11 protein-coding genes are annotated in these 12,647 nt (G+C 59.5%); 7 read left to right on the plus strand and 4 right to left on the minus strand.

Annotated features, from left to right (window positions below; genetic code table 11):
• Window positions 1–170: 170 nt before the first annotated feature.
• The 3 genes from asmA to udk all read right to left on the minus strand — a co-directional run bounded on the left by asmA (window position 171) and on the right by udk (window position 3,396).
• Window positions 171–2,003 carry an outer membrane assembly protein AsmA gene (gene asmA, locus ACMGF7_RS00180; protein ID WP_049241292.1) on the minus strand — a complete coding sequence of 611 codons (1,833 nt, stop codon included), beginning with the start codon at window positions 2,001–2,003 and terminating at the stop codon, window positions 171–173.
• Window positions 2,004–2,047: 44 nt separating this feature from the next.
• Complete coding sequence (gene dcd / locus ACMGF7_RS00185) at window positions 2,048–2,629, minus strand: dCTP deaminase (protein WP_004938917.1); 582 nt, start codon at window positions 2,627–2,629, stop codon at window positions 2,048–2,050.
• A gap of 125 nt (window positions 2,630–2,754) precedes the next feature.
• Window positions 2,755–3,396 (minus strand): uridine kinase, encoded by a 642-nt coding sequence (udk, locus tag ACMGF7_RS00190; protein ID WP_004938922.1) that lies wholly within the window; start codon window positions 3,394–3,396, stop codon window positions 2,755–2,757.
• A 291-nt stretch (window positions 3,397–3,687) separates the two neighbouring features.
• Between udk and ACMGF7_RS00195 the strand changes: the two genes are divergently transcribed.
• Entirely contained in the window at window positions 3,688–4,344 is a 657-nt protein-coding gene (locus ACMGF7_RS00195) for a phosphatase PAP2 family protein (protein WP_049241291.1), read from the plus strand.
• Between the two features lie 44 nt (window positions 4,345–4,388).
• On the opposite strand, the gene apbC is transcribed toward ACMGF7_RS00195, so the two are convergent.
• On the minus strand, window positions 4,389–5,501 hold the full coding sequence (gene apbC, locus ACMGF7_RS00200; protein WP_004938926.1) for an iron-sulfur cluster carrier protein ApbC: 1,113 nt from the start codon (window positions 5,499–5,501) through the stop codon (window positions 4,389–4,391).
• A 159-nt stretch (window positions 5,502–5,660) separates the two neighbouring features.
• On the opposite strand from apbC, the gene metG reads away from it, so the two are divergent.
• From metG to cdd, 6 genes are all read left to right on the plus strand, one after another.
• The gene (gene metG / locus ACMGF7_RS00205) at window positions 5,661–7,688 is read left to right on the plus strand and encodes a methionine--tRNA ligase (protein WP_004938929.1); all 2,028 of its coding nucleotides are present in this window, start codon (window positions 5,661–5,663) and stop codon (window positions 7,686–7,688) included.
• Between the two features lie 223 nt (window positions 7,689–7,911).
• On the plus strand, window positions 7,912–8,979 hold the full coding sequence (locus tag ACMGF7_RS00210) for a sugar ABC transporter substrate-binding protein (protein WP_015377218.1): 1,068 nt from the start codon (window positions 7,912–7,914) through the stop codon (window positions 8,977–8,979).
• Between the two features lie 131 nt (window positions 8,980–9,110).
• Window positions 9,111–10,325: an MFS transporter gene (locus ACMGF7_RS00215; RefSeq protein WP_049241289.1), complete on the plus strand. Its 1,215-nt coding sequence runs from the start codon at window positions 9,111–9,113 to the stop codon at window positions 10,323–10,325.
• Window positions 10,326–10,463: 138 nt separating this feature from the next.
• Window positions 10,464–10,871, plus strand: coding sequence for a CidA/LrgA family protein (locus ACMGF7_RS00220; RefSeq protein ID WP_004938939.1), 408 nt, complete (start codon window positions 10,464–10,466; stop codon window positions 10,869–10,871).
• Complete coding sequence (locus ACMGF7_RS00225; RefSeq protein ID WP_004938941.1) at window positions 10,868–11,563, plus strand: CidB/LrgB family autolysis modulator; 696 nt, start codon at window positions 10,868–10,870, stop codon at window positions 11,561–11,563. The genes ACMGF7_RS00220 and ACMGF7_RS00225 overlap by 4 nt, the downstream gene beginning before the upstream one ends.
• A gap of 137 nt (window positions 11,564–11,700) precedes the next feature.
• Entirely contained in the window at window positions 11,701–12,585 is an 885-nt protein-coding gene (cdd, locus tag ACMGF7_RS00230; RefSeq protein ID WP_044031601.1) for a cytidine deaminase, read from the plus strand.
• Window positions 12,586–12,647: the final 62 nt, after the last annotated feature.

Here is a 12,647-nt window from a genome sequence, read left to right on the forward strand (position 1 = left end):
CTCAACTCGTCATTTTTTCGCGCTTAGGCGCATAGTCATAGCAGAATGCGCCCTTACTCTGCACAAATTGAGCGCGGGTCTTCATGACCTTCATCAAGGTAACGGAGGGAAATTATCGCGGGAAACGTCGATACTGACGCGGGCCGCAAGACGGCCCGCGTCAGGAGGGATTACAGCTTGTCGAGCAGCTTTTTCAGATCCTGACCCTCGCGCGAATCCTTGTTCTTTTCAGCCCATTTGTTCAGCGCATCTTTGGCCCGATCGTGCAGCGTTTTACGCAGCACCTGATCGACCTGCAGTTGGTAATTCAGCTGTTGCCAAGGCCCATAGACCCGCAGCGGGATCGGCGTTTTTTGCAGTTGCTCGATCAGTTCGCCGCGCCCTTGCCAACCGCCAGTGACGCGCACATTAAGCGCCATATCGCACTGTTTTCCCGGCATATCGATACTGCCGGCGCCGGTCAGCGCCAGCAACGGCGAATCCGCCGTCAGGCTGCTGAGCTTGACAGTGCCTTGGCTCAGGCTGGCCCGCGCCGAGACGCTTTTGACTTCGGTATAGCGCTGATAGCTGTCTTGCCCGCGCACGCTGTTATCGTTACGCGCCACCGCCTGTTGGATCAATTGCTGAATGTTCAGGCCGTGCAGCTGCGCATCCTGCATCGCCAGCTGCGCCGTACCGCTCCAACGGTGCTCAAATGACTCTGAAGAAAGACGATCGCCGGTCAAATCCCCTTTCATGCTGAATTTTCCGGTCAGCATCTGCGGCATCTCGAAGGCTTTGAGCACCGCGCCGAGCTCAACCTGGTTCAGGGTCGGCTGCACGTTTATCACCGGTTTATTGCCGCGTGCGTCGAGCGATCCCGGCAAGGAGAAATCACCGCCGGCCAATTGCCCGGCAAGTTTATGCAGCGTCAGCAGGCCGCGTTGATTATCTGCCGCGACGGCTAACTGGGTAACGTTCATACCGCGGTAGGTCAACTGCGCCGCCTGCAGATTCAACTGTGCATTGAAATCGCGCAGCGCCTCCAGGTTCTGCTGCCGATCGTCGACCTGGCTGGCGATCACCGGCGCGGCGGTCACGGCGGGCTGTTCGGCGGTATTGGTGCTGGATTGCCAACCGGAAAGCGCGTCGAGATCGAGATTAGCCGAATTCAGGTTCACCACATAGCCGGGCACCGCTCCCAGGCTGGCGCTGATATCGCCGGTCAGCTGGCTGTTATTGGCGCTGACGTTCAACTGGGTGACGGCAATTTGCGCCGGCGTCTGTTGATAGACCACCTGAGCATTCCCCTCGCCTTGAATACCGCCGTTCGGAATATCCGCTCCCACCAATTGGTAATTGAACTGGGTCACCTTGGCGCCGATCTGGTGCGGGAACTGCTGCAGATCGATATCGGCCGCCATGCTGAAGGCCAGGTCGCGCTGATCGCGGTTGACCCGGCTGGAAATGTCCAGCTGCGCCTGCCGTTTCTCCGTTTGCTGCAGGGTAAGATTGATGTCCCGGACATTGATTTGCGCGTTGTCGGCGCGCTGCCAAATCAGCAAGCTGTCCACGACGCGCAAGTTATCGATGTCGAACTTCCAGGCCGTGTCTGCCGCATCAGCGCCGCTGCCGGCCGGCGCAATCGGTGCGTCCACTTGCGAGTGCTCTTCACTGTCGGGCGTGAGGCGAATGACGGCATTTTTCAACATCACCTGTTTCACAAACAGCTGATGCGACAGCAGCGGCAACAGTTTGACGTCAAGGCGCATGTTTTCCGCGCTCACTACCGGCGCCTTGGCGCCCGGCGCGGTTAGCGTCATGCGCCCGGCCAAAATACTGAGCTGCGGCCAGATATGCCAGCGCAGGTCGCCTTCAAGCGTTAGCTGGTAGCCGCTCTTCTGCTCGACCTTTTTGACCATGTAACCGCGAAAATCATTCGGATTGACCAGCAGTACCAGCGCGGACATTCCCGCCACCACGACCACCAGTAAAATCGCCAATGTCGTCAGTAATCTTCTCATGCCACCCTCTTGTCAGCGCCACACCGACGGTGCATCTCGCGCCGTTAGTCCTTGTCGATTCGACTGGCTACTGCGCCCTGCTGATCGCGATATTTTGCGTCCTGCCGGCTGTTATATGGCCGGGCCGCCGGGCCGGACAACGGCTCAAAGCTCAAGGCGCCAATCAGCATCCCCGGCCGCAGCGCCAGCGGCAGCTTGCCGGAGTTGTAAAACTCCAGCACGATGCGCCCGTGCCAGCCCGGATCGATCCGGTGCGCGGTCACGTGCACCATCAGCCCCAGACGCGCCAGAGAAGAACGGCCGTCGAGCCAACCCACGAGATCGTTCGGCAGCGTCACTGATTCGAACGTCACCGCCAGGGCCAGTTCGCCGGGATGAAGGAAGAACGCCTCGCCTTCCGGTAGGACAATCTCGTCGCTCATCACGCGATCCAGCGCGGCGCTGACTTCATCTTTCGGCCCGCTGAGATCGATAAACGGCGCGGTATGGCCGCGGAACACGCGGAACTGATTGCCCAAACGGACATCTACTGTGGCCCCGTTGATGCGTTCGAGCGGCGGGCGCGGCGAAATCACCAGTTTCTCGCTATCCAGCCAGGCTTCTATATCGCGGTCGCACAGTCTCATGTCTTTCTTCTCCATCAAAACGCGTAACTAAACAAAAATTGCCACACAACGGGCGAAAGGTCTACGCCGGGGTGCAAATAGTTGGCCGTCGGCCGGAAATGAGCATTTCCGGCCATTAAGCGGCATTATTCAAAGAATTGGCTGATTTTGGCTTTCAGAATATCGATCGCGATGCGGTTTTTGCCGCCGCGCGGAACGATGATATCCGCGTATTGTTTGGAAGGTTCGATAAACTGCAGGAACATCGGGCGCACGGTCTTCTGGTATTGCGCCATCACCGAATCCATCGAGCGGCCGCGCTCGTTGACGTCGCGCTTCATGCGGCGCATCAGGCAGATATCCAGCGGCGTGTCGACGAAGATCGAGAAGTTCATCTCCTGGCGCAAACGGATATCCGTCAGCAGCAAGATCCCTTCCAGAATGATCACTTTTTTAGGTTCCAGGTGGACGGTTTCTTTCTTGCGCGTGTGTTCGGTGTAGCTGTACAGCGGCAGCTCGATCGCCTTACCGGCCTTCAGCATCTGCAGATGCTGGAACAGCAGGTTGTGATCCATGGCGCTCGGGTGGTCATAGTTGGTTTTGACCCGTTCTTCCATGGTCAGGTGAGTCTGGTCTTTATAGTAACTGTCTTCTGGAATAACGCCGATGTGCTCATCGCCGACTTGCTCGCGGAGTTCGCGGTACAACGTGCTGGCGATAAGGCTTTTTCCGGAGGCAGATGCGCCAGCTATACCAATAATGACGCACTGATGCGGATTGTCAGTCATAAAATTAAAGACCTGATTTCATAGTGTGAAGGGGGGAACTAAAACGCGACAATTATAGGGAGTCGCCGGGGTTTGCGCCAGCTTTTAACATGGCCGGCGAACCGGCTTTTGCGGCTTAATTTAACGGACAACCGAAGTTAAACGCCGGTTTTCAGAACTTTCAGTCTACTTATTTGTTGTCGGCCGGGATAGTATTGCCGCCAATCCGCCATGGCGCTTCCCTCGAACGGTGCCTTTAGGGCCAACCATGAATATGTTATCACTCTTTGTTTTCATTAAGGTTTTCCTGTAATGAATTGGTATTTTTTGACCTTTTTCGGCGACAGCATGTTGCTGCTGCCTTCCGGCATTATTGTTTTCGCTATCCTGATTTTTTCCTACCCCAGCTTGAAACAGACGACCCAATGGGCGCTGCTGTTCGGCGGTGTCGGCGCCATCGTCTGCGCCTCCAAGCTGGCTTTTATGGGCTGGGGCATCGGCATTCGCGAGCTGGATTTTACCGGCTTCAGCGGGCATTCCGCTCTTTCCGCCAGCATTTGGCCTGTGATGATGTGGCTATTGACCGGCCGTTTTTCCGCCGCCGTGCGCAAAACGGCGGTGCTGAGCGGTTACGCGTTGGCGCTGCTGATCGGTTATTCCCGCTTGGCCATCCACGTGCATTCGGTGTCGGAAGTCGTCAGCGGCCTCGTCTTGGGTTTTTGCGCCAGCAGCGCATTCTTGTGGCTGCAGCGCAACGTCGCCCCACCTGCCCTGTCGTACCGTAAAATCGCCGCGGCCCTGCTGCTGCCGATCGTGTTGATCAATAACGGCACGATAGCCCCGACGCAGGGTTTGCTGGAGTTTATCGCCGTCAGCATCGCGCCGATAGATAAGCCTTTCACGCGTGAAGATATGCACGCCAACGCGCCGGTCGCTTATAACACCTTCAATTCCGGCTCCGCCCAATAAAAAAAATCCCGGATGCCCGGGATTTTTTTCGTCTGTCTTTACAGCTACAGCGCGCGGAAGGCAATCTCCGTCGGGATCGCCTCGCCCTGCCAATACATCTGCGCCGCCACACGGCCGGCCAGTTGACGATACATGTCGGCGAATTCGCTCTCCGGACGGCTGATCACCGTCGGCGTACCGCGATCCAGATCTTCGCGCAGCGAGATATGCAGCGGCATCTGCCCCAGCAGACGGCTGTTATATTTCTGCACCAACTTCTCGGCGCCGCCGGTGCCAAAGATCGGCTCATGGTGGCCGCAGTTACTGCAGATGTGCACGCTCATGTTTTCCACGATGCCCAGCACCGGCACATGCACTTTCTCGAACATCACGATGCCCTTGGCGGCATCCAGCAGGGCGATATCCTGCGGCGTGGTTACCACCAGCGCGCCGGTCACCGGAATGTTCTGCGACAGCGTCAGTTGAATGTCGCCGGTGCCCGGCGGCATGTCCAGCACCAGGTAATCCAGATCCGGCCACAGCGTATCCTGCAGCAGCTGCATCAGCGCCTTGCTGGCCATCGGGCCGCGCCACACCATGGCGTTGTCGTCGGTCACCAGATAACCGATGGAGTTGGTCGCCAGGCCGTGCGCCATGATCGGCGCCATGTGCTGCCCGTCCGGCGAAGTCGGCCGCTCATGTTCGGTGCCCAGCATATTGGGGATAGACGGGCCGTAGATGTCGGCATCCAGAATGCCGACCTTGGCGCCTTCGGCGGCCAGCGCCAGCGCCAGGTTGACGGCGGTGCTGGATTTCCCCACCCCGCCTTTGCCGGAACTGACGGCGATGATGTTGCGCACGCCTTTGATCCCGGCTTGGCCGTTGGCGCGTTTCAGCGTCGTGATATCGTGTTTCAGCTTCCAGTCGATGGCGGCGGCGCCGGTCACACGCAACAGCTCAGGGCCGACGCTCGCCTGCAGCGCTTCAAAACCGCTCTGCCAGGCAAACGGCATCGTCAATTCGATATGCAGTACGTCGTCCAATAATGCGCAGTGATGAATAGCCTTCAGCGCAGTCAGGTTGTTTTTCAACGTCGGGTGTTCAAAGGCGGCCAGTACACCGGTCACCAGGGCGCGCAGAACTTCGGGGTTGGTCTGCTCAGGGGATTTTGCGTTCATCCCGGCTCCTTGATTTTGAATGAGTCGCTTCCGGCTAAGCATATCAGAACTGCCCGGTAGCTGGCGCGTATAACCTGTAAGAAACCGCCCTAGCAGCGAAGGGCGCGATCGGTTAACATCGAAGGCCCTTTTATTCATTACAGAAAGCAAGTTCTCACTATGGCTCAAGTCGCGAAAAAATTATTGGTGACGTGCGCGCTACCGTACGCAAATGGTTCCATCCATCTCGGCCACATGCTCGAGCACATCCAGGCGGATATCTGGGTGCGTTACCAACGAATGCGCGGCCACGAAGTGCATTTCATCTGCGCGGACGACGCGCACGGCACGCCGATCATGCTGAAAGCGCAGCAACTGGGCGTCAAACCGGAAGAAATGATCGCGGAGATGAGCCAGGAGCACCAACAGGATTTCGCCGGCTTTGGCATCAGCTATGACAACTATCATTCGACCCATAGCGATGAAAACCGTGAGCTGTCCACCCTGATTTACAGCCGCCTGAAAGAAAACGGGTTTATCAAGAACCGCACCATTTCTCAGCTGTACGATCCGGAGAAAGGCATGTTCCTGCCGGACCGTTTCGTGAAAGGCACCTGCCCTAAATGCAAATCGCCGGATCAGTACGGCGACAACTGCGAAGTGTGCGGCGCCACCTACAGCCCGACGGAACTGATCGATCCGAAGTCCGTGGTTTCCGGCGCGACGCCGGTGATGCGCGACTCGGAGCACTTCTTCTTCGATCTGCCGGCCTTCAGCGAAATGCTGCAGGCGTGGACGCGCTCCGGCGCGCTGCAAGAGCAGGTGGCAAACAAGATGCAGGAGTGGTTCGAATCCGGTCTGCAGCAATGGGACATCTCCCGTGATGCGCCTTACTTCGGCTTCGAAATCCCGGATGCGCCGGGCAAATACTTCTATGTCTGGCTGGACGCGCCGATCGGCTACATGGGTTCCTTCAAGAACCTGTGCGACAAGCGCGGCGATCTGGACTTCGACGAGTTCTGGCGCAAAGACTCCACCACCGAGCTGTATCACTTTATCGGCAAGGACATCGTCTACTTCCACAGCCTGTTCTGGCCGGCGATGCTGGAAGGCAGCAACTTCCGCAAACCGACCAACCTGTTCGTGCACGGCTACGTGACGGTGAACGGCGCCAAGATGTCAAAATCGCGCGGCACCTTCATCAAGGCCGGCACCTACCTGCAGCATCTGGACGCCGACTGCCTGCGTTATTACTACGCCGCCAAGCTCTCTTCACGCATTGATGACATCGATCTCAATCTGGAAGACTTCGTGCAGCGCGTGAACGCCGACATCGTCAACAAGGTGGTGAACCTGGCGTCACGCAACGCCGGCTTTATCAACAAGCGCTTCGGCGGCAAGCTGGCCGACAGCCTGGCCGATCCGGCGCTGTACCAGACCTTCGTCGACGCGGCGCAGAGCATCGCCGAAGCCTACGCCGGCCGCGAGTTCAGCCGCGCGATCCGCGAAATCATGGCGCTGGCCGATCTGGCCAACCGTTATGTGGATGAGCAGGCACCGTGGGTAGTGGCGAAGGAAGAAGGCCGCGACGCCGATCTGCAGGCCATCTGCTCGATGGGCATCAACCTGTTCCGCGTGCTGATGACTTACCTGAAGCCGGTGCTGCCTTCGCTGACCGAGCGCGCCGAAGCGTTCCTCAACGCCGAGCTGAGCTGGGACGCGATCCCGCAGCCGCTGCTGGGCCATCAGGTGAACGCGTTCAAAGCGCTGTTCAACCGCATCGATCTGGACAAGGTCAACGAGATGGTCAATGCCTCGAAGGAAGACATGGCCGCCGCCAAGCCGGTGACCGGCCCGCTGGCTGACGATCCGATCCAGGAAACCATCACCTTCGACGACTTCGCCAAGGTCGACATGCGTATCGCCCTGATCAAGAGCGCCGACTTTGTCGAGGGATCCGACAAGCTGCTGAAGCTGCAGCTGGATCTGGGCGGTGAATCGCGCCAAATCTTCTCCGGCATTCGCTCCGCTTACCCGGACCCGAAAGCGCTGGAAGGCCGTCTGACCATCATGGTCGCCAACCTGGCGCCGCGCAAAATGCGCTTCGGCGTGTCAGAAGGCATGGTGATGGCGGCGGGCCCCGGCGGGAAAGAGATCTTCCTGCTGAGCCCGGACAGCGGCGCGCAGCCTGGCATGCAGGTCAAGTAACCGCGCAGATGCGCGGCATAGGGAGGGTCGAGCTTGCTCGGCCCTTTTTTATGCCCCAATCCCCACGTTATAAGCATGAAGAAAAAGTCATAACCGCCCTGATTCCCCTGCCCGCCGCATCCGGCTATGATGCTCCGAAACCCAAAATAGACGTCCAGACAGAAAGACTGCTATAACAGACCTTCACCGGGATCGTTTCCCTGCTTTTTTGGAGCCTATAATAATGAAAAACCTCAAGACTTCGCTGCTCGCCCTCAGTCTGCTGGCTGCCCTGCCGCTGCAGGCGGCGGAAAACGCCGCCGTGCCGGCCGCCATCGCTCAACATCAGGGGCCGGTGCGCATCGCGGTGATCCGCAACCTCGGATCCGACGACAACACCACGCAATTTTTGGCAGGCGCCATTCAGGAAGGGCGCAAGCTGGGCTTCAAGGTGGACACCTTCCTCAGCAACGGCGACGACGCGCGTTTTCAGGACTTCGTCAACCAGGCTATCAGCCAGAAATATGACGGCATCATTCTCTCGCAGGGACGAGCCCCCTATTCCACCGACCTGGTCAAGCGCATCGCGGCGGCCGGCATCGCCGTCGCGGCTTTCGATACCGACGTCAGCGGCCGCGTTCCCGGCGTCACCGTCTCGCAGCAGGACGACGCTTCGCTGGCCAACGCCTCGTTCGGCCAGTTGGTGAAGGATTTCAACGGCCAGGCCAACATCATCAAACTCTGGGTGGCAGGCTTCCCGCCGATGGAGCGCCGCCAGGCCGCTTACCAGCAGTTGCTGAAACAGCATCCGGGCATTCATGAGCTGGAATCGATTGGCGCGGTTTCATCCGACGTGCAGGGAGATACCGCCAATAAAGTGGGTGCGGTGCTGGCGAAATACCCGAAAGGCAAGATTGACGCCATCTGGGGCACCTGGGACGCTTTCACCCAGGGCGCTTACAAGGCGTTGAAAGAGAACGGCCGCACCGAAATCAAACTGTACAGCATCGATATCTCCAACCAGGATTTGCAGCTGATGCGCGAGGCCGGCAGCCCATGGCAAGTCAGCGTGGCGGTGGATCCGAAGCTGATCGGCGCGGTCAACCTGCGCCTGGTGGCCAACAAGATCGCCGGGGAAAGCACGCCGGACAGCTATCAGTTCAAAGCAGCGGTCATTCCGCAGGCGCTGCTGCTGGCGCAGCCGGGGCCGGTCAACGTCGCCGGGCTGGCGAAGATCATCCCCGGCTGGGGCACCAGCAGCGATTTCGTTCAGCCATGGTTCGCCACGCTGCAGGCCGAACACGGTAAATAATGCTGTTTTTGACGAGGCTGCCGACGCAGCCTCTGTTTTTAAACTAATTATCGGCTTTCCCCTTCCGTCCCCGCCAAAATGCGCTATGTTATCTGCATCGCCCAATAACTGTATGCATAAACAGGCCTCAAATGAAGGGATTCCCCTCGCTGATCAACGTACTGCTGGCCAGTTCGCTGGTGTTGACCATCGGCCGCGGCGTTACGCTGCCGTTCATCACCATCTACCTCACCGAACATTTCCATCTGCTGCCGAAGAGCGTGGGCGTGATCCTGGGCGTCAGCCTGACCCTCGGCATCCTTGCCAGCCTGTACGGCGGCTATCTGGTGGACAAATTCAGCAAAAACCGTCTGATCCTGCTGTCGATTTTATTGTTCGCGCTGAGTTTCTTCGCCATTCCCTGGATCCCGCGCCCCGGCGGTGTGATCGTGGTGCTGGCGATCCTGCATACCTGTTATTCGGTGTTAAGCATCACCATAAAGGCCTGCTTCGCCGACTGGCTGCCGGTCGAGCAACGCATCAAGGCTTTCTCAATCAACTACACGCTGGTCAACGTCGGCTGGGCGATCGGCTCTGCGCTCGGCGTTCTGGTGGCCGGGCTTAGCCCGCTGCTGCCGTTTTACCTGTCGGGGGGATTGGCGCTGGCGACGGTGACGGCGCTAAGCCTGCGCTTGCGCGGCCGGGAACAGCGCCCGACAACAACCGCCGCCGCACCGGCGGCACTCCCCAACTTCCGTCAGACGCTGACCATCTTGCGAAACGATCGGCGGCTTATCTACTTCACCCTCGGCAGCACCCTGGGCGCCGTGGTGTTCGGTCAGTTCACCGGCTATCTGTCGCAGTACCTGATCACCGTCTCCAGCGCCGAGTTCGCCTACAAAATCATTGGGTTGGTGATGATCGTCAACGCCGGCATCGTCATCGCCCTGCAATACCTGCTCAGCCGCGGCATGCGCCAGGAAAACATGCTGCGCTGGCTGGTGCTGGGCACGCTGTTTTTCATCGTCGGGCTGCTCGGTTTCATGGCGGCCGGCCAGGCGGTCTGGCTGTGGCTGGCGGCGATGGCGGTGTTTACCCTCGGTGAAATCATCGTTATCCCGGTGGAATACATGTTCATCGACTTTATTGCGCCGCCGCACCTGAAAGGCAGCTACTATGGAGTACAAAACCTCAGCGCGCTGGGCGGCGCCATCAACCCGGTGCTGTGCGGGGTGCTGCTCAGCTATGCCGCGCCGCCGTTGATGTTCGTGATGCTGATCGTCTCCGCCCTGCTCAGCCTGCTGTTTTTCTTCCTCGGCCACCGTTTGGCGGAACGTTCTGCGGCAACGGCCGAAGACGCGCGCTGACCCTGCCTGCAACTCTCAAAGCAGGATGTCAACCCGCCGTTCGGGCATAGCACCCATAGCGAGAATTCATGGTGCGATCTGTGGCATGGCTCACAGTTTAATTGTATGATGAATGCATCAGTTAAACGGGAAAAGACAATGGCCAACGTGCTCACACTGTGCTGGAAATACCTGAGGGCCCTGCTCCTTATCTACCTGTGTCTGTTCGTCGGCAACGCGGTGGCGGCGCTGCTGCCGTTCGCCATTCCCGGCAGCATCATTGGCATGCTGCTGCTGTTCGCCCTGCTCTCTACCCAGATTATGCCGGCCAAATGGGTCAAACCCGGCTGCCATTTGCTGATCCGCTATATGGTGCTGCTGTTCGTGCCGATCGGCGTCGGGGTGATGAAATACTACGACCAGATCGTCGCGCATCTGGGCCCGCTGGTTATCTCTTGCCTCATCAGCACGCTGATGGTGTTGGTGGTGGTCGGCTATACCTCACACTATTTTCATCGCGAGCGCCGCATCGCCGGCAAGCCCGACGACACGGAGGGCAATTCATGATCCATGAAATCTGGTGGTCGTTGCCGCTGACGCTGGCGGTCTATTTCGCCGCGCGCTGGCTGGCGCGCAAGCTGAATATGCCGCTGCTCAACCCGCTGCTGGTGTCCATGGCGGTGATCATCCCGCTGCTGCTGCTCACCGGTATTCCCTATGAACGCTACTTTCAGGGCAGCAAAATCCTCAACGATCTGCTGCAGCCGGCGGTCGTCGCGCTGGCCTTCCCGCTCTATGAGCAGCTGCACCAGATCCGCGCGCGCTGGAAGTCGATTATCGCGGTGTGCTTCATCGGCAGCCTGACCGCCATGATCAGCGGCGGCGCCATCGCCCTGTGGCTGGGCGCCACGCCGGAAATCGCCGCCTCTATCCTGCCGAAATCGGTTACTACGCCGATCGCCATGGCCGTCGCGGACTCGCTCGGCGGCATTCCGGCGATCAGCGCAGTCTGCGTCATTTTCGTCGGTATCCTCGGCGCCGTGTTCGGCCATACGTTGTTCAACCTGTTGAAAATCACCACCCACTCGGCGCGCGGCCTGGCGATGGGCACGGCATCCCACGCGCTGGGCACCGCACGCTGCGCCGAGATGGACTACCAGGAAGGCGCTTTCGGCTCGCTGGCGTTGGTGATCTGCGGCATCATCACCTCGCTGCTGGCACCGTTCCTGTTCCCGGTGCTGCTGCGCCTGTTCGGCTGAACAGGGTGAAACTTGCGATACATCTCGCATTTATGTATTTCATTGCATTAATTTCATCAATTAAGAGACATTAATCACACTTTAATGTCTCTGGCCTGCCTAGAATGTTATCCCGTTAACCCGTAGAGAGACTTTCTATGCATCCGCGTTTTCACACCGCTTTCAGCGCACTGCCCGCGACACTGCAATCCGCCCTGCGGCCTTATCTGGACGCGCCAGACTTTCCGGCGATGTTCACGGCCGAGCAAGCGGCGGCGATCCGCACAGGCTGCGGGCTGGACGATGATGCGCTGGCATTCGCGCTGCTGCCGCTGGCGGCGGCCTGCTCGTTAACCCCGATATCGCACTTTCACGTCGGCGCCATCGCGCGCGGGCAAAGCGGCAACCTCTATTTCGGCGCCAATATGGAGTTCAGCGGCGCGCCGCTGCAGCAAACCGTGCATGCAGAGCAGTGCGCGGTTACCCATGCCTGGCTGCGCGGCGAGCCGGCGCTGGCCTCGGTCACCGTCAACTACACGCCGTGCGGCCATTGCCGCCAGTTTATGAATGAACTGAACAGCGGCGGCGAGCTGCAGATCCGTCTGCCGGGCCGCGCGCCGGCCACGCTGGCGGACTATCTGCCGGACGCCTTCGGCCCGAAAGATCTGGATATCGCTTCGCTGCTGATGGACAAGGTCGATCACGGCCACCGGCTGGCGCTGGACGATGCGCTGGCGCAGGCGGCGCTGGCGGCGGCCAATCAGAGCCATGCTCCGTACAGCAACGCCCACAGCGGCGTAGCGCTGGAAACGCAGGACGGCAGCCTCTACGCCGGCCGCTATGCAGAAAACGCCGCTTTCAACCCGAGCCTGCCGCCGCTGCAGGCTGCGCTGATCCTGCTGAACCTCTCCGGCGGCGATTGCCTGAACATCCGCCGCGCCGTGTTGGCCGAGCCGCAGAAGGCAATCCTCAGCCAGTGGGACGCCACCCGCGCCACCCTGGCGGCGCTGGGCTGCCAGAACGTCAGCCGCGCCGCCTTCTAAGCGCACCACGGCGGAGCCATCCGGTTCCGCCGCTAACAGCCCCGCCCGCCAAATACAATGCC

The organism is Serratia sp. BNK-17, from assembly GCF_048684935.1.
Classification (GTDB): Bacteria; Pseudomonadota; Gammaproteobacteria; order Enterobacterales; family Enterobacteriaceae; genus Serratia; species Serratia nematodiphila.

What these genes read in the sequence shown, in the direction of transcription:
- dcd (WP_004938917.1), bottom strand. Translation starts at nt 2,629, where the DNA reads ATGAGACTGTGCGACCGCGATATAGAAGCCTGGCTGGATAGCGAGAAA.
- ACMGF7_RS00225 (WP_004938941.1), top strand. Translation starts at nt 10,868, where the DNA reads ATGATCCATGAAATCTGGTGGTCGTTGCCGCTGACGCTGGCGGTCTAT.
- asmA (WP_049241292.1), bottom strand. Translation starts at nt 2,003, where the DNA reads ATGAGAAGATTACTGACGACATTGGCGATTTTACTGGTGGTCGTGGTG.
- ACMGF7_RS00215 (WP_049241289.1), top strand. Translation starts at nt 9,111, where the DNA reads ATGAAGGGATTCCCCTCGCTGATCAACGTACTGCTGGCCAGTTCGCTG.
- apbC (WP_004938926.1), bottom strand. Translation starts at nt 5,501, where the DNA reads ATGAACGCAAAATCCCCTGAGCAGACCAACCCCGAAGTTCTGCGCGCC.
- ACMGF7_RS00210 (WP_015377218.1), top strand. Translation starts at nt 7,912, where the DNA reads ATGAAAAACCTCAAGACTTCGCTGCTCGCCCTCAGTCTGCTGGCTGCC.
- ACMGF7_RS00195 (WP_049241291.1), top strand. Translation starts at nt 3,688, where the DNA reads ATGAATTGGTATTTTTTGACCTTTTTCGGCGACAGCATGTTGCTGCTG.
- cdd (WP_044031601.1), top strand. Translation starts at nt 11,701, where the DNA reads ATGCATCCGCGTTTTCACACCGCTTTCAGCGCACTGCCCGCGACACTG.
- ACMGF7_RS00220 (WP_004938939.1), top strand. Translation starts at nt 10,464, where the DNA reads ATGGCCAACGTGCTCACACTGTGCTGGAAATACCTGAGGGCCCTGCTC.
- metG (WP_004938929.1), top strand. Translation starts at nt 5,661, where the DNA reads ATGGCTCAAGTCGCGAAAAAATTATTGGTGACGTGCGCGCTACCGTAC.
- udk (WP_004938922.1), bottom strand. Translation starts at nt 3,396, where the DNA reads ATGACTGACAATCCGCATCAGTGCGTCATTATTGGTATAGCTGGCGCA.